The following is a 25,279-nucleotide window of genomic DNA, read 5'->3' on the forward strand; positions in this document are numbered from 1 at the left end:
GGTGGCTAGCTAGAAAAAAGGGGATGACTCATGTCATGGCGTCACCGTTAAAGGTATGCAGCTAGCGGCCGATGCTCATAGGATGCTCGCACGCCACGCGGCAATTACCTATAACGAACAATCCAAAAGCCAGGAGCTGGCATGGCATCATCGCGTTTTACGCCTTTCGAGCGTTTATTGCTCAGCAGCCGTAACGAGGCCGATACGGCTGCGTTGTTGTTATTGGCGTGGCTGGCGATGAGCGATGGGCAGGGGACCTTGAGCGACCGCAAGCGCACCTTGCTCGACGAGCTCACCGGAGACTTTCGTCACGATCATGGTTATCAGTTGATCGTCGACCTGGCGAGTGCGCCGGATTTCGTCGCCTTGCAGCTCGCGGCGGAAGTGTTGCAGCGCTATTATCGAGGGCCGCGCCGGGAAACCTTTCTCCGCCAAGCGATTCATGTGGCAACCCATGAAGGGGCATTGGCGGCTGGCCAGCATCATGTGCTGCGTTTTCTGGCCGACCTGCTGAACGTAGCGCCAGAGACGTTCGAGGTCTTGTTCCGGGATGTTGCCGGTTACCCGCTGGAGGCGCCCGAGGACCCGAGTGCCGCACATTACTGGCGGTCACGCGAGAGTGCCGATCATCGGCATTCCTCCCAGCAAGGCCATCGCGGCGCGCAAGGTGAAAGTTCTCGGGAGCGCACGGGTGGGGAGGAAGACAACGCGCAAGGTTCGCGGGACCGTCACTGGCATGAGCGGCGCTATCGCCAGCGTGAGCATGCCAAGGACGAGCGTGAAGAAGCTCGGCAGCGTCGCTGGCGTTGGCGGCGCGAGAAGACCGGGCAGCGTGAGCAGGCCCATGATGGCCAGCATTCGGACAAGGGCAAGCGGCATCGCGAGGGTTTCTCCAACGAAGGCTTTTCCCACGACGGTGCGTATGCCAAAGGCCATGCCACGGGTAATGAAAAGGCTCAGCGGGCATTGGCCGTACTGGGTTTGATGGAAAATGCACAGAAGAGCGACATCAAGCGCGCCTACCGACGTCTGGCCCAAAAATACCATCCCGATCGCTATCATGCGCAAAGTCAGGAGGCGATGGTCACGGCGTCGCTGCGCTTTCAGCGAATCAAGAATGCCTACGATTATTTGATGCGCCAACATGCGTGATCTTTATCGACGATTGAACATACACGTGTCGGCGAACGACGCGGGCATCGCCCGGGCCATTGCGCGCTGTGAGAATCAGGCCGTCAAGACGGACGCCGAAGATGTCTTGCGCGTCGAATCGCGCAAGCGTGAATACGACCAGCTCTATGGCACCTTGACGGGCATAGGGCTGCTGCGTGCGCGAATGGGGTTGAGTCATGCGCCATATTGGAACGGCAACGTGGCCAACGACTTCTCGATCAGCGCCGATGGCGAATACGCCCGCTACGCGGAGCTAAAGGTCAAGGTGGCCCGTGCCGTTCGCGTCCACGATACCTGGCAGCAAGTGCGCAGGGGGATGCTGTGGGGCGGTGGAATTTCGTTGGCCACGGGCGTCGGCGTGGCGTTGCTGGTGTTTGCGCCGGATCTTTTCTGATCCCATGTCATGGCGTCGTTGAGGGACCTTGCGCTACCCCCTACAATCGTATGAGCGCTTGCTCAGTCAAGAGGCTCAGGGTGCGACATGGATGCGGCAATTGGTCGCTTCTATTTCGCCTGATTTTGCTTCAGAATGCCGCCCCGTCGGCTCTCCCTGCTTGTTGCCTGCATTCGACCGAATAGCGATGCTTTAGCAGGCAGGCGAGGGGTGAGATGGCGTAATCAATGCGTGCTCGTTTATGGCGGAGACATTCACCATTGCCTAGCATGCGCGGTACGCCCAACCTTCAGAGCGCATCACACTCGTGCCATGGGCAGCCGGGAAACCGGTGATCGGTCGGGATGCATGCCATGGGGCGTTTCCAAGTGGTCAGTAATGCATGAGCCGACCATTTGGACACGCTCCAAGTCGCTGACGTTCCGTTGGCGAACGTGCCACTACATTTTGACCGCCAGGCCTAACGGGTCGCTAGCGGAGGAAAGCATTCAATGAGCAAGCGCTGCAACGTCTTCCCATGCTTGAGTGAGGCCATGCAATGAGAATGAAGAAGAACCTGGGATGGCTCGGTATCCTACCTCTGATCGCAGTGTTGCTGAGTGGCTGCGACGCGGCGCTGGTGGATCCGAAGGGCCAGATCGGGGTGGAGCTGAAATCGCTGATCATCACGGCTTTCTGGCTGATGATGATTGTGGTGATCCCCGTTATCGTCATGACGGTGGTTTTTGCTTGGAAATATCGGCATAGCAACCATGCCGCCAAGTACATGCCGGACTGGGCGCACTCCAACAAGATCGAAGCCGTTGTGTGGCTCATCCCCTGCGTAATCATCCTGTTTCTGGGGATCATTACCTGGAAAACGTCGCACTCGCTGGATCCGCACAAGCCGATCGAATCCGACGCCGAGACCATGGAAGTACAGGTCGTCGCTTTGGACTGGAAGTGGTTGTTCATCTATCCCGAGCAAGGCATCGCAACGGTCAACGAAGTAGCCATGCCCGTCGATGTGCCGGTTCACTTCCGCGTGACCTCGGCCTCGGTGATGAACTCGTTCTTCATTCCCACCCTGGGTAGTCAGATCTATGCCATGGCCGGCATGGACAACGACGTGTACCTGGTGGCGAACGAGGCGGGCGTCTACGACGGCAAGTCCTCCAACTACAGTGGCGAGGGTTTCTCGGAGATGACCTTCGATGCACGCGCCATGTCGCAGGATGATTTCGATGCCTGGGTCGACAAGGTGGGTCAGTCGTCCGAGACGCTCTCGTATGAAGGGAGCTACCAAGAGTTGGCGGAACCGTCCACGGACCATCCTGTGGAGTATTTCTCCGACGTAACGTCAGGCCTGTACCGCGACATCGTCGAGAGTTTCCATGGTGGCAACGGTGAAGGTGGACACGATGGCGGCCATGGCGAGACGTCCATGAGCGCAGAGGCAGCGGAGTAACATTATGTTCGGAAAACTCAGCCTTGAGGCTATTCCTTACCACGAACCGATCCTCGTCGTGACCGCGCTTGTCATGGCGCTGGGCGGGTTGATCGTGGTCGGTGCCCTTACGTATTTCAAGAAGTGGAAGTGGCTGTGGACGGAGTGGATCACCTCCATCGACCACAAGAAACTGGGTATCATGTATTTCCTCGTAGCATTGGTCATGTTGCTACGCGGTTTCGCCGACGCCATCATGATGCGCACCCAGCAGGCTTTGGCCGCCGGCGGCGCCGAGGGCTATCTACCGCCTGAGCATTACGATCAGATCTTCACCGCGCATGGTGTGATCATGATCTTCTTCGTGGCCATGCCCATGGTCATCGGCTTGATGAACCTGGTTGTGCCGCTGCAGATCGGTGCGCGTGACGTCGCCTTCCCGTTCATGAACAACCTGAGTTTCTGGCTGTTCATGGCGGGTGTCGTCTTGACCATGGTATCGCTACTCATTGGTGAGTATGGCAAGACCGGCTGGTTGGCCTATGCGCCATTATCGGGAATACAGTACAGTCCCGGCGTAGGGGTCGATTATTGGATATGGGGACTGCAGATATCGGGGATCGGCACCACCCTGACCGGTATCAACTTCTTCGTCACCATTCTGAAGATGCGTACCAAGGGCATGACGCTGTTCCGCATGCCGATCTTCACCTGGACGTCGCTGTGCGCGAACATCCTGATCATAGCTTCTTTTCCGATTCTGACTGCGACCATTGCACTGCTGACTCTCGATCGTTACCTGGGGATGCACTTCTTCACGAACGATATGGGCGGCAACATGATGATGTACGTCAATCTCATCTGGGCCTGGGGCCATCCTGAGGTGTACATTCTCATCCTGCCGGCTTTCGGGGTGTTCTCCGAGGTCATTGCGACCTTCGCCAAGAAGCGCTTGTTCGGTTACAACACCATGGTTTGGGCGACGGCTTGTATCACCATCCTGTCGTTCGTGGTGTGGCTACACCACTTCTTCACCATGGGGGCTGGCGCGAACGTCAACGCCTTCTTCGGTATCGCGACGATGATCATCGCCATTCCGACCGGGGTGAAGATCTTCAACTGGCTGTTCACCATGTATCGCGGTCGGCTGCAGTTCACATCGCCGGTACTCTGGACGCTGGGCTTCATCATCACTTTCACCATCGGTGGCATGACCGGGGTGATGCTGGCCGTGCCCGGCGCGAACTTCATACTGCATAACAGCCTGTTCGTCATCGCTCACTTCCACAACGTCATCATCGGTGGCGTGGTGTTCGGCATGCTCGCGGGTCTGACCTATTGGTTCCCGAAGGCCTTCGGCTTTACGCTCGACGAGAAGTGGGGCAAGCGTTCCTTCTGGTTCTGGATCACCGGTTTCTATCTAGCCTTCATGCCGCTCTACATCCTGAGCTTCATGGGAGCAGTGCGTCGCATGCAGTCTTACGCCAACGCCGATTGGCAGCCGCTGATGATCGTGGCGTGGGTCGGTGCCGTCTGCATCCTGTGCGGTATCGCCTGCACCGTGATTCAGTTCATCGTGAGTATTCGCGATCGCGAGAAAAACGCCGACATCACGGGCGATCCGTGGGACGCGCGTACACTCGAGTGGTCGACCTCTTCTCCCGCACCGTTCTATAACTTCGCGCATCTACCCAATGTCGGCTCCGTCGATGCCTTCTGGGAAGCGAAGAAAGAGAAGGGTATGGCAGCGGACAAACCGACCCAGTACGAAGACATTCACATGCCGAAGAACACCGCGGCAGGACCGATCATCGGTCTGATCAGCATCGTGTTCGGTTTCGCGTTGGTCTGGCATATCTGGTGGCTGGCCGGTGTCGGCGCGATTGGCATGTTCGTAGCCTTCATGTTCCGTGTCTTCAACGACGACATCGACTACTACGTCCCGGCGGCGGAAGTCGAGCGTATTGAGCGCGAGCACCATAAACGGCTGGAGATGCAGGCGTAATCATGACGACGCAAACTGTTAATCAACATGACGCTCATGCTCATGACGAGCATGAGCACCACGATGCGGGTGCCATGAAGGTATTCGGCTTCTGGGTCTACCTGATGAGTGACCTGGTCATCTTCGGGAGCCTTTTCGCGACCTATGCCGTGCTCATGAAAGGCACGGCGGGTGGCCCCTCTGGGGCCGATATCTTCGAGCTCCCGCTGATTTTGGTCAGTACCTTCCTGCTGCTGTTCAGTAGTTTCACCTATGGCATGGCCGTACTGGCCATGCATGCCGATCGAGTGGCGCAGGTGAAAGGATGGTTGGTCATCACGTTCTTGCTGGGTGCCGGCTTTATCGGGTTGGAAATCTATGAATTCCATCACCTGATTGCTGAAGGCTTTGGGCCGGATCGTAGTGCTTTCCTATCCTCCTTCTTCACGCTGGTCGGGACGCATGGCCTCCACGTGACCTTCGGTCTGATCTGGATGCTGGTGATGATCGTCCAATTGTTCACGAAGGGCCTTAACGACAAGACGCGCCCACGCATCATGTGCCTGAGCCTGTTCTGGCACTTCCTGGATATCGTGTGGATCTGTGTCTTTACCTTCGTCTATCTGATGGGAGTTCTGTAATGAGCGATGCACATGCTTCCCACGATGGTGGCAATCACGGCAGCGTCAAGTCCTATGTAATTGGCTTGATCCTCTCTCTCGTGTTGACGATCATCCCGTTCTGGATGGTCATGAGCGGTGGCTTCAGCAATATGGCCGTCGTCGTGACGATCTCGATCATGGCCATCTTTCAGGTGCTGGTGCAGTTGATCATGTTCATGCACCTGGACTTCAAGACCGAAGAGGGATGGAACGCCGGGTCCTTTATCTTTACGGCGTTGATCCTGGTCATTCTGGTAGGTGGGTCGCTGTGGATCATGCAGAACCTGCACGCCAACATGATGCTTGGTGGGTGAGTCGCTCGGCGTGATGCTCAAACCCTACGTCTCCATTACCAAGCCGGGCATCATCTTCGGCAATCTGATCTCCGTGGCCGGGGGCTTCTTCCTCGCTTCCCAAGGAAGCGTGGATGGCGTGCTCTTTCTGGCCACGGTCATCGGAATTGCGTTGGTGATCGCGTCCGGGTGCGTGTTCAATAACTACATCGATCGCGATATCGATCGTTTGATGGAGCGTACCCAAGGGCGTGTCACGGTCCAGGGGCTGATTTCACCCGGTATCACGCTGGCATATGGCAGTGTGTTGGGCATTGCAGGCTTCTTGATCTTGGCACTGGGCACCAATGCCTTGGCGACGCTGTTCGCCTTGCTCGGGTTCGTCGTCTATGTCGGGCTTTATAGCCTGTATCTCAAACGACACTCGGTCTATGGCACCCTGGTGGGCAGCTTGTCGGGCGCGGCGCCGCCGGTGGTGGGCTATTGTGCGGTCAGCGGGCAGTTCGATCTTGGTGCGCTGACGCTGCTTTTGATCTTCTGCCTGTGGCAGATGCCGCATTCGTATGCCATTGCCATCTTCCGCTACCAAGACTATCGCGCGGCGTCGATCCCGGTACTGCCGGTAACGCGTGGCGTGAGGGCGGCGAAGCATCATATCTTCTGGTATATCCTGGCGTTCTTGGGTGCGACCCTGATGCTCACGCTAGGAGGCTATGCCGGCTATGGCTATTTCGCGGTGGCGGCAGCGATGGGGCTTTATTGGCTCGTCATGGCGCTTCGTGGTTACCGCACCGGCGACGACCGCGTGTGGGCCAAGAAGGTGTTCATCTTCTCGATCTTCACCATCACGGCACTAAGCATCATGATGTCGATCGACTTTCAGGTGACCGATACTGAAGTGCTGATGACCTCGCTGCGCTGATCTCGCCTAACGTGCTCGAAATGAAAAGCCACGCCATATAACGGCGTGGCTTTTTTCGTATTGCGGGCGGTATCCAGGTCGAGCCCCAGATATGGACTGATGGTCGGATCGAGGCCTAGCGCGTGTAATCACGTACGCCGTGCAGGATCCACGGCTCATCGCCGAGTTCGTGATGCTTGCCGTGCAATACGTTGATGTTGCCGGTGCCCTCCATGATCATTGCATGTACCTGACGGGCATCCGAGACATTGGCTCGGCGCATGTGGGCGCGCAGATCATCCTCTGTGACGCGCGCCACACGCAGGTTGGCGTGCTTGATCTCGCCACCCGACCCCATGAGCAGAATTGGCCGATTGTCGGTCGCCGCCTCAAACACGGAGCAACGCGAGCGCAGTCGCGACACGAGCAGCTGTAGCACGTACAGCGTAGCCACTGCCACCAACCCCTGCAGAAGGGGCGGATTCTTGGAGACCACCACGCTGGCGATCATCGAGCCGAGCGCGATCGTGACCACGATATCGAAAGTCGACATCTCGGCGAAGCTACGCACGCCCGACCACCGTGCCAAAGCCACCACGACCAGATACAGCACGAACGTACACAAGACCACCCAGACCAAATTGGAGGGATGGGATACGAGCCAGTCGTTGAGCATATCGACGCTCCTGTCTGCGATGGTCATCGATCGCCGACCGCGATCGAAGGATCACCCAGTCTAGATGCCATCTGGACCTCACGCATCCCGCACGCCACGGTGCCGGCCTCTCGTGGACAGCCAGCCCGGCCCGGACATCGACCACGACGTGCTGGCGCGGCCTTTTCCGTCTCGGGTGCGTGTTAGACCTCGCGGTATAAGTTGCCGCCTTGCGCGCGGAATTGCTCGGCTTGTTCGCGCATGCCGTCGCGGCGTGCGCTTTCAGCCTCGCTCAACTCCTCCTCGCCGCCGCTGCCTTTGGGCTCTCGCTCCTTGAAGACATGATCGCGCACTTCATGGCTGATCTTCATCGAGCAGAACTTGGGCCCGCACATCGAGCAGAAGTGCGCCACCTTGGCCGAGTCCTTGGGTAGCGTTTCATCGTGATAGGCGCGGGCGGTGTCGGGGTCGAGTCCCAGGTTGAACTGATCCTCCCAGCGGAATTCGAAACGCGCTTTCGAGAGCGCGTTGTCGCGGCGTTGCGCGGCCGGATGACCCTTGGCGAGATCTGCGGCATGCGCGGCGATCTTGTAGGTGATGATACCGGTCTTGACGTCGTCCTTATTGGGTAGGCCCAGATGCTCCTTGGGCGTGACGTAGCAGAGCATGGCGCAGCCATACCAGCCGATCATCGCCGCGCCGATGCCGGAGGTGATGTGGTCATAGCCCGGCGCAATATCGGTGGTCAGCGGGCCTAGGGTGTAGAAAGGGGCCTCGTCGCACTCCGCGAGCTGCTTATCCATGTTCTCCTTGATCAATTGCATCGGCACGTGGCCGGGGCCTTCGATCATCACTTGAACGTCGTGCTTCCAGGCGATCTTGGTCAGCTCGCCGAGGGTTTCCAGTTCGGCGAACTGAGCGGCATCGTTGGCATCGGCCACCGAACCGGGGCGTAGGCCATCGCCCAGCGAGAACGCCACGTCGTAGCGCTTGCAGATCTCGCAGATATCCTCGAAGTGGGTGTAGAGGAAGCTCTCTTCATGGTGATAGAGACACCACTTGGCCATGATCGAGCCGCCGCGGGAAACGATGCCGGTGACGCGCTCGGCGGTGAGCGGCACGTAACGCAGCAAGACACCGGCATGAATGGTGAAGTAATCCACACCTTGCTCAGCCTGCTCGATCAGGGTGTCGCGGAAAATGTCCCAGGTCAGAGCTTCGGCGACGCCACCGACTTTCTCAAGGGCCTGGTAGATGGGCACGGTGCCGATGGGCACCGGGGCGTTGCGGATGATCCACTCACGCGTTTCGTGGATGTTGGCGCCGGTGGACAGGTCCATGATCGTGTCCGCGCCCCAGCGGATGCCCCAAGTCATCTTGTCGACCTCGTCCTCGATGGCCGAGCTCACTGCCGAGTTACCCAGGTTACCGTTGATTTTCACCAGGAAGTTGCGGCCGATGATCATCGGTTCGGTTTCGGGATGGTTGACGTTGCAGGGGATGATGGCGCGCCCTGCGGCTACCTCGTCGCGCACGAACTCCGGCGTGATTTCCTCGGGTAAGCGCGCACCGAATCCTTGGCCTGGGTGCTGCTGATCGAGGATGCGCTCGACATCGTCCGACCCTAGGGCCTGGCGGCGTTGATTCTCGCGGATGGCGATGAATTCCATTTCAGGCGTCACGATGCCCTGACGGGCGTAATGAAGCTGAGTGACGTTACGGCCTTCCTTGCCGCGGCGTGGCGTGCGGGTCAGCTCGAAGCGCAACTGGGCGAGCATGGGGTCGTTGGCGCGGCGTCGGCCGTATTCGGAGGTGGGGCCGTCGAGGAACTCGGTGTCGTCGCGCGCGTCGATCCAACGACGTCTCAGTTCCGTCAGACCCTTGCGCAGGTCGATCTTCGCGTCGGGATCGGTATAGGGGCCGGACGTATCGTAGACCAGCAGGGGTGGGTTCTCCTCATTCTCGCCGGAGGTGCGGGTCGGCGATAGCGATATCTCGCGGAAGGGCACGCGGATGTCCGTGTGTGAGCCTTCCACATACATCTTGCGCGAGCCGGGTAGCGCCTGAATGGCGGCTTCGTCGACGCGGGCGGTGTCGGAAAGAAATTGCGGTGATGTCATATGTGCTCCAGGTCATGACGTAAGTCAGGCCGGCGCACAGCGTAGGCGGGAGAAGTGAGCAACGACGGATGACGTCCTGACGCTGCGGACTCCGCTTGATCCCTACGCCGGTACTAGCCGGATCAGGTTCGTCGGGATCCGTCGTGGCGTCCGCCGGGATGGCGAGCGCAGGACGATCTCAGCCGGTTCCACCGGCACCCCGTCAAGCTGTCGTCTAGAGTCTAGCAAGGTATCGTCCGAATGAAATCCCCTGGTGCGATGCGTGGAGCAGAGGGACGTCAAATCCTCGTTTGCGTGCTAATGTCCAGGGAGAGCCACCAAAGGAGAGTTGGATATGCACATTGGATTCATTGGTCTGGGTGCCATGGGGCGTGGCATGGCGAAGCAGTTACTCGAGGCGGGGCATGACGTCACGGTGTGGAATCGCTCCCCGGAGGCTGCCGAGGCGCTCGCCGAGCAGGGCGCCAAAATCGCCAAGAAACCGGCCGACGCGGCGCGATGTGAGGTGCTGGTGAGCATGCTGGCCGACGACCAGGCAGCGCATCAGGTACTGGTCGAAAGTAAGGCCATCGAAGCGATGAAAAAGGGCAGTGTTCACGTCAACATGGCTACGGTGTCGGTAGCTTTCGCGCGTGGCATGGCGGCGCTCCACGAGCGCCTGGGCGTGGGCTATGTTGCCGCGCCGGTGCTGGGGCGGCCGGACGCCGCGGCGGCGGGTAAGCTCAATATCATCGCCGCCGGTGATCCGGCGTACATCGAACGGGTTAGGCCTGTACTCGACGCCATGGGTCAGGCTGTCTGGCCTTTAGGGGAATCGCCTGAACGCGCCAACGTAGCGAAAATTGCCGCCAATTTCATGCTCGCCAGTGCTATCGAGTCGATGGCCGAGGCGTCGACACTGACCCGTGCGTATGGCATCGAGGCCAGCGACTTTCTCGATATCGTCACCAATACGTTGTTCGCCTCGCCGGCCTATCAGGGCTACGGCAAGATGATCGCCGAGGCACGCTTCGAACCCGCCGGGTTCACGATGCGCTTGGGCCACAAGGATGTCGGACTGGCCTTGAGTGCAGGGGACGAGCAAAACGTTGCCTTGCCGTTGGGCAGCGCGGTGCGCGATCGTCTGCTCGACGCCTTGGCCAACGGAGATGGCGAAAAAGACTGGTCGGGGCTCGCCGAGGTCGCCGCGCGCCAGGCGCATCTGGACAAGCGCTAGGGGTCCTCGAATCAGTGCGTCTGGGATGCCTGGGGCGTCAGGCGGTACAGGCCAGTATCGCCATCGTCGGCGGTGAAATAAAGCGCGCCGTCACGGTAGGCGATACCGGCGGGGCGTGCCCAGCGCTCGCCATTTTCCGCCTGGAAGCCGCTGACCAGGTCGATCACCTTGCCCTGGCCACCGTCGTCGAGTCGAATGCCGACAATCTTGGGTGGGCGGCGCGTAGCACGGCCTCCCGAGCCCTGTGTGGCCCAACTGCCATGGATGGCGGTGACCATGTTCACCTGCCAGGGGTTGTCATCAGGCAGGAAGGTCAGGCCGATGGGGGCGCTACGCGCGGCAAAGGTCGCCACCGGCGGCGCGAGCGTGTCACGCCCGGTAGGCGGTGCCGAGTCGATGCACTCATCGCGCTGCCATTCGCCCTCATTCCATTGATACCACGGCATGCCGTGAAAGCTCCCGGCTTCGGCGCGCACCAGCAGTTCGGGCGGCGCTTCGTACCCCCAATGATCGGGACCATTGTTGTTGAGGTAGAGAGCCCCCTGTGGACTCCAGGCCATGCCGATGGGGTTGCGCAGCCCGCTGACGTAGGGCGTCCATTCAGGCGCCTCGCGCGCGGGATCGAGCGCCATCACTCCGCCTCGCCGATCCTCGAAGGTGAGGTCTTTGCTGACGCGTTGCGCCGAGCAGTTGCCTTGAAGGCCGAGCGCGATATAGAGCCGGCCATCGGGCCCGATTGATAGCGAGCGCGAGGGGTGGCCGCTACCGCCGGGCAAGTCGGCGACGCCCTCGAAATCCATCTCCGTGACGTCCTGTCCTGGCGTATACCCCGTGCGATAGAGTCGCTCGGTGGTCGCCACGTACAAGTAGCCTTCGTGTACCACAGCGCTGTGCGGGTAACCGGACAGCGGGATCTCCGCATCGACACGATCATACGGCGGCTGCAGGCGGTATAGGCGCCCGGCTCGAGAACCGATGAACATCTCGTCCTCGGGGCCAAAGCTGATCAGTCGGGGCGCGCGTAGCGCGACCCGCTTATCGAGCGTGGCGCCCTCGGGCACGTTAGCCCGTTCCGCGTTGCCATTAACCTCCACTGAGGTCAGCGCCTGGGCCTGGCCGGAGACGATCATCATGACGCTCAGCCAGAGACCGGCAAGCGCCGGCGTGTTTCGTCTCAGTGCCTGGGTAACGTGGCGAGCGATCATGCACGGCTCCTCAAGAAATTCTCTGGAGCAGTGTAGACAACAATCAGCGACGCGTCCGAGGGCTCAGTAGATGCGAAAGCGTTTGAAGTCGGGGCGCTGAGCAGCTTGTTGCGGGGTCTTGCGGAAGCGCTTGTACTCCCACTGATACTGAGCGGGTTGCAAGGCAATGGCGTGTTCCACGCTAGCGTTGACGCCGGTGGCGGAGAGTGCCTCATCGCGTGAGTAGACGCGTTCATCGGCGGCGAGGAAGTGCAGCGCGAAGCCCTTGCCGTCGGGGAGGCGTTTCGCCACGCCGGTGACGACGCGCGCCTCGGTGCGCGCCACGAGCTTGGGCAGCAAGGTGGCGGTATAGGCCGGACGCTGGAAGAAATCGGCAAAGACGCCGCTACCCCAGCTCGGTTCCTGGTCGGGGAGGATTCCCACTGCCTCGCAGCGTTTGAGTGCCTTGAGCAGCGAGGCGACACCGCGTGGGTTGGTGGGGACCAGTTGGGCCCCCATGCGTTCGCGGCCATGCCGGATCACCGGATCGAGGGCGTCGATCTTGGGAGGCTCGTACATGGCGGTGAACGGGAAGTGGCTGGAAAGCCAGAAGTTGAGCACTTCCCAGTTGCCGTAATGCGGTGCCAGCACGATGACGCCACGTCCCTCGGCGCGGGCGTCGTCGAGCAGTTCGCGGCCGTGCACGGCGCGGATCGAGGCCTCGACGCGTTGCGGGGCGGCCATCCAGGCAAAGCCCAACTCGAGCATGGTGGCCGAGGAGTGCGTCAGGCTGTCCCGTGTCAGGCGTCGTTGCTGACGTGTCGGCATCTCCGGATAGACATGCCTGAGATTGGCGCGCGTCACGCTACGTTCGCGGCGACTGAAGGTGAGAATCAGCGGGCCGATCAGACGAGCCAACTGCCACAGCCGGTGCGGTGTCAAGCGTGCCAGGGTGCGCCACAGCAAGGCGATGGCGCGTGCGCGTAAAGGAGCAGAAACGTCTTCGGACATCGAACTCATGGCATCATCGGTTACGGCGGACGATAGGCCCCGTATTATACAGATCGCGAGGCGTCTGCCTGCCTGCGCGGGCGTACAATCTCATCTTTTCAGCGGCGCCGTGGTCGGGAAATCTCGATCAGGTTGCCATCCGGATCGCGTACGTGAAGCGTCTCGGCGGGGTGTTGTTCGTCTGACCCTATATCCAGCGGTACCCCGAGTACCTCGAGGTGTGTCTTCACTTCCGCCAGCGGCAGGGCACTACGAAAGCCCAGGGTCTGGTGGCCTGGCGGGACAGTATGAGGATTGCCGGACGTTGCCTGGGTGGTCTGCAGGCGCAAGGCGAAATCGTCCAGGTGGAGGTCGGTGCGTGTCGCATCGTGGTAGCGTGCCTCGAGCCCCAGTACGCGTGTGTAGAAATCGATGCTGCGCTCGAGGTCGGTGACGTTTACCACCAAATGGTCGATGGCATTGAGCATGGCGAATTGTCCAAAAAGTGACGGTCGGCCCCAAGGGGGAAGGACATCATGCACGTTCGAGGCGGTCTGCATCCAGTCGAAAGATGCACGAGCGCGTGTTCGCGAGAGGGCCTGCCGGCGAATGCTCGCTGCCGGGCAGATCAATCTACGCAGTCATGTGAGGCCCAATGACAGAACGAGTAACAATACCGGCCGTTACGCCTGCGTGTCCCCTGTGTGCCGCGTCGCACAGCGTGCCATCGCCGGGCGCGCCGCCACGCACCTATTATCGCTGCCCAGTGTGCGCCTTGATCTTCGTCACGCCCGAGGAGCGCCCCACGGCCGAAGAAGAGCGCGCGGTCTACGATCTCCACGAGAACACGTCCGACGACCCAGGCTATCGCCGCTTTTTGGCACGCTTGTGCGATCCCTTGCGGGCGCGCTTGCCGCCTGACTCAAAAGGGCTAGATTTCGGATGTGGGCCGGGGCCGACGTTGTCGCTGATGCTGGAAGAGGCCGGGCATCGCATGACGGTCTTCGATCCTTTCTATGCGCCGTATCCCGAACGCCTGGGGCGGAATTACGACGTCATCACCGCCACTGAAGTGGTCGAGCATCTGCATGCGCCGGGGCAAGTCTTGGCTGACTTGATCGCGCGGCTACGTCGCGGCGGCTGGCTGGGCATCATGACCCAGCGCAGCGATGGGGTTACGGATCTCACCGGCTGGCGTTACATGCTTGATTCGACGCATGTCTGCTTCTTCGCCAAGCGCAGTTTTGATTACCTTGCCGAGCAGCACGGGCTGACGGTGACGTTCCCGCGTAACGATGTGGTGCTCTTGCAGCGGGCGCCAAGGGGTTTCGATTACGAATAATATGAGCGATTCAAATATGAGAGCGATTTTTTGTCGTATCTCGAGGCTTAGGTGGGCGCTGGTGTTAATGCTGCACCAAGCGCTTTAAGCAGAAAAAGGCACTGCATTATGCTTTTTGGGAGCGTATAGATTTCGGCTATAGGAGCGATTGCCAGATCTGTTATTGCGTTTATTGTTAGCTTGCTATATATTTTACTCAACGTTCGCAAGCGAACATGAACACGCAAGGAGATCCATCATGCAAGTACGTACCCTTATTGCCGCCGTTGCACTCGCCGCTCTACCGGTTGCCGCTCAAGCTAGCGTCGCCTCTATAGAGGCCACGCAGGTCAATCACGAGTCGCTGCAGGCTAACCAGGATGTCGATCAGGCATCAGTGAGCTTCCAGCAGCTCGATACCTCGGGCGCCGATAGTTTTGGCGTCGCCAAGGCTCGGCACTACATTTCAGTACACAATACCAAGCAGACCGACCTGCCTAGCGAGATGCAGGATCAGCCGAAGGTCGGCCATCGCGCTGATTGGTAAGATATCGGCTGACGGGGTCGCCGAGGCGCCGTCTGTGCAGGTATGAAAAAGCCACCCGTCTTTCGAGGCGGGTGGCTTTTTATTGTGCTGGTGGTAGGGAGATTCAAGCGTCGGGCTGGTATTTGTACCCGACGCTATAAACGGAGCGGATGATGTCGCGCTCGGGGCAAGCGTCGGCGATCTTGCGGCGCAATTTCTTGACGTGGCTGTCCACGGTGCGCTCGGAGACAATGCGGTGATCGCGATACATGTGGTCCATCAGTTGATCGCGGGAGAAGATCCGTCCCGGTGCGTGCATCATGACCTTGAGCAACTGAAATTCGACGGCGGTCAGGCCGAGGTCGTGCCCTTGGGCCAGCGCACGCCAGCCGTCTTCGTCGAGCTGCAGGGGCGGGGCGCTGGTCGAGTCCTCGTGGCGTGGTTGCAGGCGGCGTAGTACGGCCTTGACGCGTGCTACGACCTCGCGGGGGCTGAAGGGCTTGCAGATGTAGTCGTCGGCGCCCAGTTCCAGGCCGAGTAGCCGATCTATCTCCTCGACCCGGGCGGTCAACATGATCACCGGCAGCGAGGGATGGTCTTCGTTGATGTGTCGGCACAGTGTCAGGCCATCGGTGCCGGGCAGCATCAGGTCGAGCAATACCAGTGCGGACGCATGGCCGTTTAGCCAGGGCATGACCTCGTCGCCGTGGGCGAGATGGTGCGTGGCGTAGCCGCTCTGTTGAAGGTAGTCGGCGACCAGACGGGCGATCTTGGGCTCGTCTTCAACGATCAGGATAGGATCGGTCATGTGGGGCTCCGCCTCGACTTGGGGGTGTCGTGATCAAGGGCATGGTGATCGAGGGTGTCGTCGGTATGACGCAGGGGAAAGGTAAGTGTCCAGCGCAACCCGCCGAGCGGCGAAGGAGACGGGATCAGCGTGCCGCCGTGTGCGTCGACGAGCGCGCTGGCGATCGCCAGGCCCAGGCCGCTTCCGCCGCTGCGACGGTTACGCGAGCCCTCTACACGGTACAGGCGCTCGGTCAGGCGCGGTAGTGCTTCCTCTGTGACGCCGGGGGCGCTGTCTTCCCAGGTTAGGCGCAGATGATCGGAATGACGCTCGAGACGTATGCGTAGCTGGCCCGGGGCGTCGGTGTAGGTGCAGGTATTGCTCAGCAGATTATTCCACAATTGGCGCAGTCGCTGTGGGTCGCCGTGAATCGGCGCCGGGGCGGTGCCGATCTCCGCATCCAGCGCGATGCCGCGTGTGTTTAGCCAGCCGCGTGCCTCGTCGAGTCGCGCCCTCAGCGTATCCGCCAGATCGTGTGGGGCCAGGTAGATATCTAAGGCGCCTGCATCACTCTGGGCGAGCAGGCGTAGATCGTCGACCAGACGTTCGAGTTGAGTCACTTCCTGGGCGAGCGAGGCGAGCGTCTCGCTTTCAAGCGGGCGCACGCCGTCCTCGATCGCCTCGATCTCGCCGCGCAAGACTGCCATTGGTGTGCGTAATTCATGGGCGATATCGGCGACCCACTGCTGGCGGTTACGACGATTGGCCTCCAGCGTCTCGGCGAGCACGTTGAAGTCGGCAGACAGTCGGGAAAGCTCGTCGTGACCGCGTTCGGGAAGACGTACGTCGAAGTCGCCCTGCGTCATGCGGCGGGTCGCCGCGGTCATGTCGTGGGCACGCCGCCCTAGCCACCAGGCCAGGCCCGCGGCGAGCAGTAGCGAGGCCACCGAGAGTGAAGCGACGATGATCGTCATGTTGCGCAACTGACGCTGCAGGAAGATACGATCCATGCGCGCCATCAGCTGTGCGGGGGGAAGGTAGCCGAGCCGGCCGACGACCTCGCCATGATGCTCGATGTCGATGAAACGGGGCTTCGGAGGCGGTTCCGCATCGGAAGGTGGTTTGCCAGGTGGCAGGGGGCGACCGATGATGGCTTCACCCTCGGCATCGAGTACCACGAAACCCCGCGCGTCGCTCAACTCGCGGTCGATGCCACTGGGCGGCTGGCGTTCGCCTGGCCAAAGCTGGTTACGTACCAGGCGGTGCCAGGCGCGTGGATCGTCGCGCAGCCAATGCCAGTTACCGTGTTCCTGCCAGCGTTCGGCGAGCGCGGTGGCCAGGGTATCGGCACGATTGGCCTGGGTGCGTTCCAAGTAGTCGATGAAGCCTTGATCGAGGCTGCGGGCAATGAGCAGGAAGCTCATGCCGCCGATCAATACGTTGGTCAGCAGGATGGCGGCGAACAGCTTGAGGCTGATGCGCGCAATGCGAGGGCGCTTGAAACGCAGCCGATGCTTCATGGGACGACTCTCGATCTACGAAACGGCCGTGGCGCGGGCGCATGACCGGGCAATAGGCGCATCATGCTGGACGCCCGCGCAAGAAAGCGTCACGCAATGTGCAAGCAGTGTGCATCGCGCGGCCCGGTCTCGGGATGTCAATCCGGGCGTGAGAGCGTACGGCCACGCCAGGTGAAAGACACGGGCCATAGGTGTTGGTCGCCATTCGTGAACGCGGCCCACAGCGCGGCATAGGAATGTCTCACCTCGGGATGCGGCGTCTCCGGCAACAACTCGGCGAGTGGCCACAGCACGAATGCGTGGTGGAGGATCTCGTCACGCGGGAGGTCGACGCCTTCGATATGGCCGCATCGATCGCCCACCGTGAGCAGGTCGATATCCAGGGTGCGCGGGCTGAACTTGGGGCTGCCCGGCAGGCGCCCATTGTCGGCCTCGATCTGTTTGCACCAGGTCTGCAGCTCGCCGACCGTGAGGGTGGAGTGGAACGCTGCGACAAGGTTGTAAAAATTGCGCCCGTCCTCGAAGCCGACCGGTTCGCTTTCGAAGACGCGCGATACCTGCACGTCTCCGAAGGTGTCGGCGAGGGCGTCGAGACAGGCGAGGACGTGGCGTTCGCGGTCGATATTGCTGCCGATGCTGACGGTCACCTGTGTCATGCCTGCCCCCGCGTGATACGTACGCCCACGCTGGCGGCATTGGCGACGGCGCCGGGTTTACGGACGGTCAGGCTGAGCCAGGCGATGGCGAATTCCTGGCGCAGGACCTCGGCCAGACGTTCGGCAAAGGTTTCGACCAGCGCGAACTGATGGGCCTCGGCGAATGCGCCAATACGCTCGCTGATGGCGGCGTAGTCGAGTGTCAGTTGGATATCGTCCCGGTCTGCGGCGGGGCGGATGTCGGTCGCCAGTTCGAGATCCAGCCGCAGCCGCTGGCGAAGGGTGCGCTCCCAGTCGTAGACACCGATGACGGTGTCTACTTCCAGTGCCTCGATCAGCACGTGATCCACGGCGTATCCTCATTAGGTCGGGCGTTCATGCGGCGAAGTCTGGTCAGTGCTTCGCGGCGTCGCAAACCTTAGATTGTACGTCATGGAGGTGGCAGAATCATGGGCGGGGCCTATGCATCGGTGTCGCCCACGCCATGAGGGAGTCCAACCCATGTCTCCAGTCTTGCCCGTCGCTGCCTTGGTGGTTGCCGGCTATCTGAGCGGATCGCTGCTCGGCGCCGTCTGGGTGTGTCGTGCGCTAGGGCGTCGCGATCCGCGTTACGCGGGATCGCGCAACCCCGGGTTTTCGAATGTCTTGCGCGTGCATGGGGCGGTGCCAGCCGCCTTGACCCTGGCGGTCGATGCGGCCAAGGCGATGCCGGTGCTCTGGGTGGCGCAACGCGAGGCGTTGCCGTTGTGGATACAAGGCGCGGTGGGATTGTCGGTGCTGGTGGGGCATAGCTATCCAGCATGGCATCGTGGACGCGGTGGCAAGGCCGTGGCCAGTGCCTTTGGCGTGCTGCTGATGATCGCTACGCCGGTGGCCTGGGTGTGCGCTCTATGCTGGGTACTCTTGGCGTGGCGCTCGCGTACTGCGGCGGTGGCGTCGCTGGCTGCGGCTTTGCTCGCCCCCTTGGCTAGCTACTGGTTGGCGCGCGAGGCGACGCTGGTAGTGAGTGTCTTCTCAGGGTTGGTGTTGGTGCGTCATGCCTGGAATATTCGCCGCCTGGGGCAGGGCGGTGAGCCGGGGCTTGCACGCTCCTCGCGCGAAGAAGGTGGCGTCAGGCCACCGGAGGAGTGAGCGTTGCCAGCGGCCAGCGTGGCGTCGCCTGCATGGTCGCGTCGTCGCGCTCGCCGGCGAGCAAGCGTTGCGCACCGACGTAGGCGATCATCGCGCCGTTGTCGGTGCAGAAGCGTCCACGCGGATAAAAAGCCTGCGCCTGGCGTTTGGCGGTGGCATGGTCGAGACGTTCGCGCAGGCGATGATTGGCGCTGACGCCGCCGGCCACCACGAGACGCTTGAGCCCCGTGGCATCGAGGGCGCGGCGGCACTTGATGACCAGAGTATCGACGACGGCTTCCTCGAAGGCGCGCGCGATATCGGCGCGGTCCTGATCGCTGAGGGGGCCGGCTTCCTGGAGCTTGCGGGCGGTGGTCAAGGTGTGTGTCTTGAGCCCGGAGAAGCTGAAGTCGAGCCCCGGCCGGTCGGTCATGGGGCGCGGAAAACGAAACCGGGTGGGATCGCCGCGTTCGGCGAGCTTGGCCACCTGTGGGCCGCCGGGGTAGGGCAGGTCGAGCATCTTGGCGGCCTTATCGAAGGCTTCGCCCGCGGCATCGTCGACCGACTCGCCGAGCAAACGATAGCGCCCGAGTCCGTGCACCTCGACGAGCTGCGTATGCCCGCCCGAGACCAGTAACGCCACGAATGGAAAGTCAGGCGGCGTGTCCTCGAGCATCGGCGCCAGCAGATGCCCTTCCATGTGGTGGACGCCAAGTACCGGGATGCCCCAGGCGCGAGCCAGGCCATGCGCGGTCGAGGCGCCTACCATCAGGGCGCCGACCAGTCCGGGCCCGGCCGTGTAAGCGATGGCATCGAGTTCAGCACCGTCAAGCGTGGCTTCGTCGAGCACTTGGCGAATTAGTGGCAGCAATTTGCGAGTATGATCGCGCGAAGCGAGCTCTGGCACTACGCCGCCGAATTCGGCATGCATCGCCATTTGGCTATGCAGTGCATCGGCGATCAGGCCACGCTCGGTATCGTAGATGGCGACGCCGGTTTCGTCGCAGGAGGTCTCGATGCCCAATACCCGCATGTGTCGTCATTTCCCGCTATCCCATGAAGCCCGCTATTCTACGCCTTTCGCGGCGTGCGTGGCAGGGGCCGTCAGGTAAACGCTCGGGTAAAGGCTTTGCAAAGCGATCTTACGGCGACTAGAATACTGTGTTCTGCAAGACTGGGTCGTGCACTCGTCATGCCGTTGGCAATCGCTAAACATGGGCTGACTAGGTGTGCGTTCAATCCGAACTCATCTTTCCTAAAGGTAGGTGATTGGTTAATGCCTTCTGTAAAAGTACGTGATAACGAGCCGTTCGACGTCGCTCTGCGGCGTTTCAAACGTTCTTGCGAAAAAGGCGGCGTTCTCTCCGAAGTCCGTCGTCGTGAGACTTATGAAAAGCCCACCGCAGTGCGCAAGCGCAAGGCTGCTGCGGCGGTCAAGCGTCATGCCAAGAAGCTGCAGCGCGAGCGCAAGCGTTTCGAACGGCTGTATTGATCCGTACTAGAAGCGGCCTCGGTCGCTTCTAAGAGGGACGCCAAGCGGCTGCCATCAGGTGGCCGCTTGTTTTTCCCACCCCGCTGTTTCCGCGATGCCTGGCTCCGTGATTTCCGCGATACAGACAACGTTTCGTCGAGCGCTTCCCCGCCATGGCTGGACAGATACCTCAACGCTTCATCGATGATTTGCTGGCTCGCACCGACGTGGTCGAGATCGTCGGCGAGCGCGTTCAGCTCAAGAAGGCCGGTCGCAACTACTCGGGCCTTTGTCCCTTCCATCAGGAAAAATCGCCATCGTTTACCGTCAGTGCCGAGAAGCAGTTCTATCACTGTTTCGGTTGCGGCGTGCACGGCAATGCGCTGCGCTTCTTGATGGAGTTCGATAATCTGCGCTTTCCCGAGGCGATCGAGCAGTTGGCGTCGCGCTTGGGCCTGGACGTTCCGCGTGAAGGCGATGACGATCCACGTGCCCAACAGCGCGAGCAGCGTCGAGAAGAAGCGGTCAACTTGCTCGAGTTGTCGGCGAGCTTCTTCCGAGAGCGCTTGGTGATGGCCGAGGGGAGTGACGCTCGTGATTATCTCGAGCGGCGCGGGTTGTCCGAAGATATCGTGCGTGAGTTCGGGATCGGCTTCGCCCCGGACAAGTGGGAGGCGCTCAAGCGCCATTTGGGCGAGCGTGGCATCAGCGATGCGGTGCAGATCGAATACGGACTGTTGGTGCATCGTGAGGACTCCGGGCGCAGCTACGACCGCTTTCGCAATCGTGTGATGTTCCCGATCCGCGATTGGAAGGGGCGCACCATTGCGTTCGGTGGGCGCGTGCTCGGGGACGCCAAGCCCAAGTATCTTAACTCGCCCGAGACGCCGGTGTTCCACAAGGGGCGCGAGCTATACGGCCTCTACGAAGCGCGTCAGGCCAATGCGCGGTTGGAACGCATGCTGGTCGTCGAGGGTTACATGGATGTCGTGGCGCTGGCCCAGTTCGGGATTCGCAATGCCTGTGCCACCTTGGGGACCTCGCTCAGCGAAGATCATTTGCAGCGTCTGTTCCGCCTGGTGGGCGAGGTGGTGTTTTGTTTCGATGGCGATCAGGCCGGGCGCCAAGCGGCACGCCGCGCGTTGGAGACAGTGCTGCCGTCGATGATCGATGGGCGCCAGGTGCGCTTTCTGTTTCTTCCAGAAGGCGAAGATCCGGACACCCTGATACGTCGTGAAGGCACCGAGGCCTTCGAGAATCGGGTGCTATGTGCTGCGCCTCTTTCGGAGTTTCTCTTCGATCAGGCGGCCGAGGGGCGCGACCTCAAGCATATCGAAGAGCGTGAGCGCTTCGTCACCACGGTATTGCGCGCCTTGGAGCGTCTGCCTGAAGGCGTTTTGAAATCGCTGTTGCTGCGCGAACTATCGCAGCGAACGGGCGTCGAACAAGCGAACTTTCAGGCATTGCTGGCACGTGCCGATAAGACACATGGCAGCCAAGATTCTGGCTTCGCCGAGGTGCAGGAGGGAGTGCCTCCCGAGACGACGCCTCAGCGAGAGGGGACGGGTGGACGCCGTGGCGCTCTGAGTCTCGCCGGTCGCTTGCTGCATTTGTTGGTGCATGAGCCTGGCTTGGTGGGACGTTTGCCCGAGTCGCTCGACTGGTGCCCCGACGACGAGGGCGATGGCGCACTGTGTCACGAAGTGGTGCGCTTGATCCGCGCGGGGGGTTACCGCAACGCCCAAGTCTTGCTGGCGCATTTTCATGGCACGCCCGAAGGTGAGCGACTAGCCTGGCTGGCGCGTCGGGAGCTATTGATGCCACGCGACGCACGCGGCGTCGAGGTGGAAGGCCTGGTCGAGGGGTTGCGTCAACGTCATTCGCAGCGTTCGCCGCAGGAAGAGTATGACGCCTTGTTGGCCCGGATGCAGGCTGGGGAGTCTCTGTCTAGAGAGGAACGCCAGCAGTTGAACGAGCTGCTGATGGAGTTGAAGGGCGGTGCTCGTTCAATATGACGGTCGTGGGGAAGATGCCTGCCGCGACGGGTTGAATTGGCGCAAAACGTCGCCATTTACTAGGCAATATCGAAAAGGGTAGCCGAACACACTAGCACACCTGGATGACAAGACAAATACGACACTGGCAGTAAAATGTCCTTAGCGGCTATACTGGCAGGCTTAGCAGCGTTTCGATCCGTTCGCTTCCAGGTGCTCCATTGTCGAGATAGGGTTTCTATGGCTGGAAATACGCAGCAGTCACGTCTGAAGGAGTTGATCGCCCAGGGTAAGGAGCAAGGCTTCCTGACCTATGCGGAGGTCAATGACCACCTTCCCGAGGATATCGCCGATCCCGATCAGGTGGAAGACATCATCGCGATGATCAACGACATGGGTATCAGCGTCGTCGAGGAAGCACCTGACGAAGATACCCTGATGATGTCAGATCAATCTACCGACGAGTCGGCGGCGGAAGAAGCCGTCGCTGCCTTGGCGGCGGTCGAGAGCGACGTCGGGCGGACCACCGATCCCGTGCGCATGTATATGCGTGAGATGGGGACGGTGGGCTTGTTGACGCGCGAAGGCGAGATCGAGATCGCCAAGCGCATCGAGGAAGGCACCCGCGAGGTGATGTCTTCACTGGCTTATCTGCCGGGGGCCGTGGACTCCGTCCTCGCAGCCTATGACGCCACTCAGGACGAGGAAGCGCCGGGGCGGCTTTCCGATTTGTTCTCGGGCTTCATCGATCCCGATGAGGGGATTCCCGGTGTGGCCGAGGCGGATGTTCCCGAGCCCGAGCCCGAGCGTAATGCCGTGGACGGTGATGCTTCCGAAGACGATGACGATGCCGAGGAAGAAGAAACCGGCGGCGGCCCGGATCCCGAGGAAGCGAAGGCGCGTTTCGAGCAGATTCGCGAACAGAACGAGCGTGCCAAGGCCGCGATCGACAAGCATGGGCTGGGGTCGTCGGACGCGAATCAAGAGCAAGCGCGTCTTGCCGAGCTGTTCTCGCCGATCAAGCTGGTGCCCAAGCACTTCGAGCGTCTCGTGGGACAGGTGCGCATCAGCATCGAGCAGATCCGTGGCCAGGAAAAGGCCATCATGCAGCTCTTCGTGAAGCAGGCGAAGGTGCCGCGCAAGACCTTCATCGGCTCCTTCCCTGGCGCCGAGTCCGATCTCGAATGGCTGGACCGTTTCAAGGCCAAGCATTCCAAGTACGCCGAGCGTATCGAGCCATTCCGTGCCGATATCCTGCGTGCCCAGCGCAAGATCGGCTTCGAGGAAGAAATGGTGTGCTTGCCGGTCACCAACATCAAAGAGGTCAATCGCCGGCTGTCGATTGGTGAGGCCAAGGCGCGTCGTGCCAAGAAGGAAATGGTCGAGGCAAACCTGCGTCTGGTGATCTCGATCGCCAAGAAGTATACCAACCGCGGGCTGCAATTCCTGGATCTCATTCAGGAAGGCAACATCGGGTTGATGAAGGCGGTCGATAAGTTCGAATACCGCCGTGGCTACAAGTTCTCGACGTATGCCACTTGGTGGATTCGCCAGGCGATCACGCGCTCCATCGCCGACCAGGCACGCACCATCCGTATTCCGGTGCACATGATCGAGACCATCAACAAGCTCAACCGCGTCTCACGCCAGATGTTGCAGGAAATGGGCCGCGAGCCGACCCCGGAAGAGCTGGGCGAACGCCTCGAGATGCCGGAAGACAAGGTTCGCAAGGTGCTCAAGATCGCCAAAGAGCCGATCTCCATGGAGACGCCGATCGGCGACGATGATGACTCGCATCTCGGTGATTTCATCGAGGATGGCACTATGCTGCTGCCGATCGACTTGGCCACCGGTGAGGGCCTGATCGAGGCGACCCGCAACGTGCTGGGCGGTTTGACGGCGCGCGAAGCCAAGGTGCTGCGCATGCGCTTCGGGATCGACATGAATACCGACCACACGCTAGAAGAGGTTGGTAAGCAGTTCGATGTGACCCGTGAGCGCATTCGCCAAATCGAAGCCAAGGCGCTGCGCAAGCTGCGTCATCCGTCACGTTCCGAGCCGTTGCGCACTTTCCTCGACGAGTGAACGAAGCGAAAGCAAAAAACCCGCGAGTTAGCTCGCGGGTTTTTTTATGCTTTACGTATGATGGTGGCCGTTTCAGCCATGATGGCGGAAGCGTCGACGCACCAGTAGCACCAGTTCGATGCAAGCAAAGAAGAGCAGCATGTACCCGGCCAGCTCGGTAACTTCCTCGGCTGCGTCTTTGATGACGCGCTGATAATGATCGCCGAGCATGGCTTCCCAGAACGCGGAGCGGCCATAAAGGCGCGAGAAAACATACGTCGTGAGGAAGCCGGCGGCAAACATTCCGAAGCCAAGGCTGTTGGAGATCGACTTGAACTCCTCGGCAAAGGCATGTCGATGGCGAATCACCACGAACAGAGTCGGCAGCACGATCAGGGTCACGATCACCTGCCAGGCACCGTCGAAGACGTAGATGTCCAGCCAAGCGTCATTTTCCCGGACGAAGGACGCGAACAGGAACGTCCCCAGCAATAGGCTGACATGAGGAATGGTGTCGGGATGGCGGTATATGTAGGCCATCAGCAACGAGCTGAGCAGCAACAATGCCGACTGCGTGAGCTCGGTCAGTGACGTCTCGGAAAACTGGTCGACGCCGGATTGAGCGTCCAGCATCACCAGCTGCATGATGCCGGCGACGATCAAGATATAGCAAAGTGCGCGAAGGAGGATCGCCTTGAAGCCGAAGGGGGCTTCGGGAGGCTGGGGCGAATGCGTCATACGGGTCTCTGGCGTGCGTCGAAGCGACAGTGATTAGGGTGTCGAAGAATGTTTAATATTAGCAGGAAAACGACTCTTAAGAAACACCGTTTCC

The 25,279-nt window shown here is 60.7% G+C and carries 25 protein-coding genes and 1 riboswitch; of the genes, 14 read left to right on the forward strand and 11 right to left on the reverse strand.

The annotated features are described in order from the left end of the window. Positions 1 to 141: 141 nt before the first annotated feature. From OP494_RS00515 to cyoE, 7 genes are all read left to right on the forward strand, one after another. Positions 142 to 1,152, forward strand: coding sequence for a J domain-containing protein (locus OP494_RS00515; protein ID WP_280538793.1), 1,011 nt, complete (start codon positions 142 to 144; stop codon positions 1,150 to 1,152). Positions 1,153 to 1,177: 25 nt separating this feature from the next. After that, the gene (locus OP494_RS00520) at positions 1,178 to 1,567 is read left to right on the forward strand and encodes a hypothetical protein (RefSeq protein WP_280538795.1); all 390 of its coding nucleotides are present in this window, start codon (positions 1,178 to 1,180) and stop codon (positions 1,565 to 1,567) included. Positions 1,568 to 2,105: 538 nt separating this feature from the next. Continuing rightward, a complete protein-coding gene (cyoA, locus tag OP494_RS00525; RefSeq protein ID WP_280538796.1) occupies positions 2,106 to 3,014 on the forward strand; it encodes a ubiquinol oxidase subunit II in 909 nt (302 codons plus the stop codon). Positions 3,015 to 3,018: 4 nt separating this feature from the next. After that, the gene (gene cyoB / locus OP494_RS00530; RefSeq protein ID WP_280538797.1) at positions 3,019 to 4,998 is read left to right on the forward strand and encodes a cytochrome o ubiquinol oxidase subunit I; all 1,980 of its coding nucleotides are present in this window, start codon (positions 3,019 to 3,021) and stop codon (positions 4,996 to 4,998) included. Positions 4,999 to 5,000: 2 nt separating this feature from the next. Continuing rightward, positions 5,001 to 5,618 carry a cytochrome o ubiquinol oxidase subunit III gene (locus OP494_RS00535; RefSeq protein ID WP_280538798.1) on the forward strand — a complete coding sequence of 206 codons (618 nt, stop codon included), beginning with the start codon at positions 5,001 to 5,003 and terminating at the stop codon, positions 5,616 to 5,618. After that, a complete protein-coding gene (gene cyoD, locus OP494_RS00540; protein ID WP_280538799.1) occupies positions 5,618 to 5,953 on the forward strand; it encodes a cytochrome o ubiquinol oxidase subunit IV in 336 nt (111 codons plus the stop codon). Before OP494_RS00535 ends, cyoD begins: the two co-directional genes overlap by 1 nt. Before the next feature lie 13 nt (positions 5,954 to 5,966). Then, positions 5,967 to 6,854: a heme o synthase gene (gene cyoE, locus OP494_RS00545; protein ID WP_280539171.1), complete on the forward strand. Its 888-nt coding sequence runs from the start codon at positions 5,967 to 5,969 to the stop codon at positions 6,852 to 6,854. Positions 6,855 to 6,969: 115 nt separating this feature from the next. Here cyoE and OP494_RS00550 read toward each other — a convergent pair whose 3' ends face one another. Both OP494_RS00550 and thiC read right to left on the reverse strand, forming a co-directional pair. Further along, positions 6,970 to 7,509, reverse strand: coding sequence for a YetF domain-containing protein (locus tag OP494_RS00550; protein WP_280538800.1), 540 nt, complete (start codon positions 7,507 to 7,509; stop codon positions 6,970 to 6,972). A 182-nt stretch (positions 7,510 to 7,691) separates the two neighbouring features. Next, the gene (thiC, locus tag OP494_RS00555; protein ID WP_280538801.1) at positions 7,692 to 9,608 is read right to left on the reverse strand and encodes a phosphomethylpyrimidine synthase ThiC; all 1,917 of its coding nucleotides are present in this window, start codon (positions 9,606 to 9,608) and stop codon (positions 7,692 to 7,694) included. An 82-nt stretch (positions 9,609 to 9,690) separates the two neighbouring features. Then, positions 9,691 to 9,820, reverse strand: a riboswitch (TPP riboswitch). 122 nt (positions 9,821 to 9,942) lie between these two features. On the opposite strand from thiC, the gene OP494_RS00560 reads away from it, so the two are divergent. Then, on the forward strand, positions 9,943 to 10,824 hold the full coding sequence (locus OP494_RS00560; RefSeq protein ID WP_280538802.1) for an NAD(P)-dependent oxidoreductase: 882 nt from the start codon (positions 9,943 to 9,945) through the stop codon (positions 10,822 to 10,824). Between the two features lie 11 nt (positions 10,825 to 10,835). Here OP494_RS00560 and OP494_RS00565 read toward each other — a convergent pair whose 3' ends face one another. The 3 genes from OP494_RS00565 to OP494_RS00575 form a co-directional block, all read right to left on the reverse strand. Further along, positions 10,836 to 12,029 carry a PQQ-dependent sugar dehydrogenase gene (locus OP494_RS00565; RefSeq protein ID WP_280538804.1) on the reverse strand — a complete coding sequence of 398 codons (1,194 nt, stop codon included), beginning with the start codon at positions 12,027 to 12,029 and terminating at the stop codon, positions 10,836 to 10,838. 63 nt (positions 12,030 to 12,092) lie between these two features. After that, positions 12,093 to 13,019, reverse strand: a complete 927-nt coding sequence (locus OP494_RS00570; protein WP_280538805.1) for a lysophospholipid acyltransferase family protein — start codon at positions 13,017 to 13,019, stop codon at positions 12,093 to 12,095. 98 nt (positions 13,020 to 13,117) lie between these two features. Then, the gene (locus OP494_RS00575) at positions 13,118 to 13,486 is read right to left on the reverse strand and encodes a VOC family protein (RefSeq protein WP_280538806.1); all 369 of its coding nucleotides are present in this window, start codon (positions 13,484 to 13,486) and stop codon (positions 13,118 to 13,120) included. A 167-nt stretch (positions 13,487 to 13,653) separates the two neighbouring features. Between OP494_RS00575 and OP494_RS00580 the strand changes: the two genes are divergently transcribed. Together OP494_RS00580 and OP494_RS00585 are read left to right on the forward strand one after the other, a co-directional pair. Further along, the gene (locus OP494_RS00580; protein ID WP_280538807.1) at positions 13,654 to 14,340 is read left to right on the forward strand and encodes a class I SAM-dependent methyltransferase; all 687 of its coding nucleotides are present in this window, start codon (positions 13,654 to 13,656) and stop codon (positions 14,338 to 14,340) included. A 238-nt stretch (positions 14,341 to 14,578) separates the two neighbouring features. Then, entirely contained in the window at positions 14,579 to 14,866 is a 288-nt protein-coding gene (locus tag OP494_RS00585) for a hypothetical protein (RefSeq protein WP_280538808.1), read from the forward strand. Between the two features lie 103 nt (positions 14,867 to 14,969). Here OP494_RS00585 and OP494_RS00590 read toward each other — a convergent pair whose 3' ends face one another. The 4 genes from OP494_RS00590 to folB form a co-directional block, all read right to left on the reverse strand. Beyond that, the gene (locus tag OP494_RS00590) at positions 14,970 to 15,653 is read right to left on the reverse strand and encodes a response regulator (RefSeq protein WP_280538809.1); all 684 of its coding nucleotides are present in this window, start codon (positions 15,651 to 15,653) and stop codon (positions 14,970 to 14,972) included. Then, positions 15,650 to 17,152: an ATP-binding protein gene (locus OP494_RS00595; protein WP_280538810.1), complete on the reverse strand. Its 1,503-nt coding sequence runs from the start codon at positions 17,150 to 17,152 to the stop codon at positions 15,650 to 15,652. Before OP494_RS00595 ends, OP494_RS00590 begins: the two co-directional genes overlap by 4 nt. Positions 17,153 to 17,289: 137 nt before the next feature. Continuing rightward, positions 17,290 to 17,808: a 2-amino-4-hydroxy-6-hydroxymethyldihydropteridine diphosphokinase gene (gene folK / locus OP494_RS00600; protein WP_280538811.1), complete on the reverse strand. Its 519-nt coding sequence runs from the start codon at positions 17,806 to 17,808 to the stop codon at positions 17,290 to 17,292. Then, positions 17,805 to 18,158, reverse strand: coding sequence for a dihydroneopterin aldolase (gene folB / locus OP494_RS00605; RefSeq protein ID WP_280538812.1), 354 nt, complete (start codon positions 18,156 to 18,158; stop codon positions 17,805 to 17,807). The genes folK and folB overlap by 4 nt, the downstream gene beginning before the upstream one ends. A 151-nt stretch (positions 18,159 to 18,309) precedes the next feature. Between folB and OP494_RS00610 the strand changes: the two genes are divergently transcribed. Next, positions 18,310 to 18,939: a glycerol-3-phosphate acyltransferase gene (locus OP494_RS00610; protein WP_280538813.1), complete on the forward strand. Its 630-nt coding sequence runs from the start codon at positions 18,310 to 18,312 to the stop codon at positions 18,937 to 18,939. Here the strand turns inward: OP494_RS00610 and tsaD are convergent. Continuing rightward, positions 18,920 to 19,951, reverse strand: a complete 1,032-nt coding sequence (tsaD, locus tag OP494_RS00615) for a tRNA (adenosine(37)-N6)-threonylcarbamoyltransferase complex transferase subunit TsaD (protein WP_280538814.1) — start codon at positions 19,949 to 19,951, stop codon at positions 18,920 to 18,922. The genes OP494_RS00610 and tsaD overlap by 20 nt on opposite strands. Positions 19,952 to 20,194: 243 nt before the next feature. On the opposite strand from tsaD, the gene rpsU reads away from it, so the two are divergent. From rpsU to rpoD, 3 genes are all read left to right on the forward strand, one after another. Beyond that, the gene (gene rpsU / locus OP494_RS00620; RefSeq protein ID WP_040244373.1) at positions 20,195 to 20,410 is read left to right on the forward strand and encodes a 30S ribosomal protein S21; all 216 of its coding nucleotides are present in this window, start codon (positions 20,195 to 20,197) and stop codon (positions 20,408 to 20,410) included. 152 nt (positions 20,411 to 20,562) lie between these two features. After that, the gene (gene dnaG / locus OP494_RS00625) at positions 20,563 to 22,404 is read left to right on the forward strand and encodes a DNA primase (protein ID WP_280538816.1); all 1,842 of its coding nucleotides are present in this window, start codon (positions 20,563 to 20,565) and stop codon (positions 22,402 to 22,404) included. Between the two features lie 219 nt (positions 22,405 to 22,623). Continuing rightward, positions 22,624 to 24,468, forward strand: coding sequence for an RNA polymerase sigma factor RpoD (gene rpoD, locus OP494_RS00630; RefSeq protein ID WP_280538817.1), 1,845 nt, complete (start codon positions 22,624 to 22,626; stop codon positions 24,466 to 24,468). A 72-nt stretch (positions 24,469 to 24,540) separates the two neighbouring features. On the opposite strand, the gene OP494_RS00635 is transcribed toward rpoD, so the two are convergent. After that, positions 24,541 to 25,185 (reverse strand): hypothetical protein, encoded by a 645-nt coding sequence (locus OP494_RS00635; RefSeq protein WP_280538818.1) that lies wholly within the window; start codon positions 25,183 to 25,185, stop codon positions 24,541 to 24,543. Between the last annotated feature and the right edge of the window lie 94 nt (positions 25,186 to 25,279).

It is taken from the genome of Chromohalobacter sp. 11-W (assembly GCF_029889905.1).
Lineage (GTDB): Bacteria > Pseudomonadota > Gammaproteobacteria > Pseudomonadales > Halomonadaceae > Chromohalobacter.

Coding starts and splice junctions, on each gene's coding strand:
- OP494_RS00515 (WP_280538793.1), top strand. CDS start 142: ATGGCATCATCGCGTTTTACGCCTTTCGAGCGTTTATTGCTCAGCAGC.
- cyoA (WP_280538796.1), top strand. CDS start 2,106: ATGAGAATGAAGAAGAACCTGGGATGGCTCGGTATCCTACCTCTGATC.
- cyoB (WP_280538797.1), top strand. CDS start 3,019: ATGTTCGGAAAACTCAGCCTTGAGGCTATTCCTTACCACGAACCGATC.
- OP494_RS00535 (WP_280538798.1), top strand. CDS start 5,001: ATGACGACGCAAACTGTTAATCAACATGACGCTCATGCTCATGACGAG.
- cyoD (WP_280538799.1), top strand. CDS start 5,618: ATGAGCGATGCACATGCTTCCCACGATGGTGGCAATCACGGCAGCGTC.
- cyoE (WP_280539171.1), top strand. CDS start 5,967: ATGCTCAAACCCTACGTCTCCATTACCAAGCCGGGCATCATCTTCGGC.
- OP494_RS00550 (WP_280538800.1), bottom strand. CDS start 7,509: ATGCTCAACGACTGGCTCGTATCCCATCCCTCCAATTTGGTCTGGGTG.
- thiC (WP_280538801.1), bottom strand. CDS start 9,608: ATGACATCACCGCAATTTCTTTCCGACACCGCCCGCGTCGACGAAGCC.
- OP494_RS00560 (WP_280538802.1), top strand. CDS start 9,943: ATGCACATTGGATTCATTGGTCTGGGTGCCATGGGGCGTGGCATGGCG.
- OP494_RS00565 (WP_280538804.1), bottom strand. CDS start 12,029: ATGATCGCTCGCCACGTTACCCAGGCACTGAGACGAAACACGCCGGCG.
- OP494_RS00570 (WP_280538805.1), bottom strand. CDS start 13,019: ATGTCCGAAGACGTTTCTGCTCCTTTACGCGCACGCGCCATCGCCTTG.
- OP494_RS00575 (WP_280538806.1), bottom strand. CDS start 13,486: ATGCTCAATGCCATCGACCATTTGGTGGTAAACGTCACCGACCTCGAG.
- OP494_RS00580 (WP_280538807.1), top strand. CDS start 13,654: ATGACAGAACGAGTAACAATACCGGCCGTTACGCCTGCGTGTCCCCTG.
- OP494_RS00585 (WP_280538808.1), top strand. CDS start 14,579: ATGCAAGTACGTACCCTTATTGCCGCCGTTGCACTCGCCGCTCTACCG.
- OP494_RS00590 (WP_280538809.1), bottom strand. CDS start 15,653: ATGACCGATCCTATCCTGATCGTTGAAGACGAGCCCAAGATCGCCCGT.
- OP494_RS00595 (WP_280538810.1), bottom strand. CDS start 17,152: ATGAAGCATCGGCTGCGTTTCAAGCGCCCTCGCATTGCGCGCATCAGC.
- folK (WP_280538811.1), bottom strand. CDS start 17,808: ATGACACAGGTGACCGTCAGCATCGGCAGCAATATCGACCGCGAACGC.
- OP494_RS00610 (WP_280538813.1), top strand. CDS start 18,310: ATGTCTCCAGTCTTGCCCGTCGCTGCCTTGGTGGTTGCCGGCTATCTG.
- tsaD (WP_280538814.1), bottom strand. CDS start 19,951: ATGCGGGTATTGGGCATCGAGACCTCCTGCGACGAAACCGGCGTCGCC.
- rpsU (WP_040244373.1), top strand. CDS start 20,195: ATGCCTTCTGTAAAAGTACGTGATAACGAGCCGTTCGACGTCGCTCTG.
- dnaG (WP_280538816.1), top strand. CDS start 20,563: ATGGCTGGACAGATACCTCAACGCTTCATCGATGATTTGCTGGCTCGC.
- rpoD (WP_280538817.1), top strand. CDS start 22,624: ATGGCTGGAAATACGCAGCAGTCACGTCTGAAGGAGTTGATCGCCCAG.
- OP494_RS00635 (WP_280538818.1), bottom strand. CDS start 25,185: ATGACGCATTCGCCCCAGCCTCCCGAAGCCCCCTTCGGCTTCAAGGCG.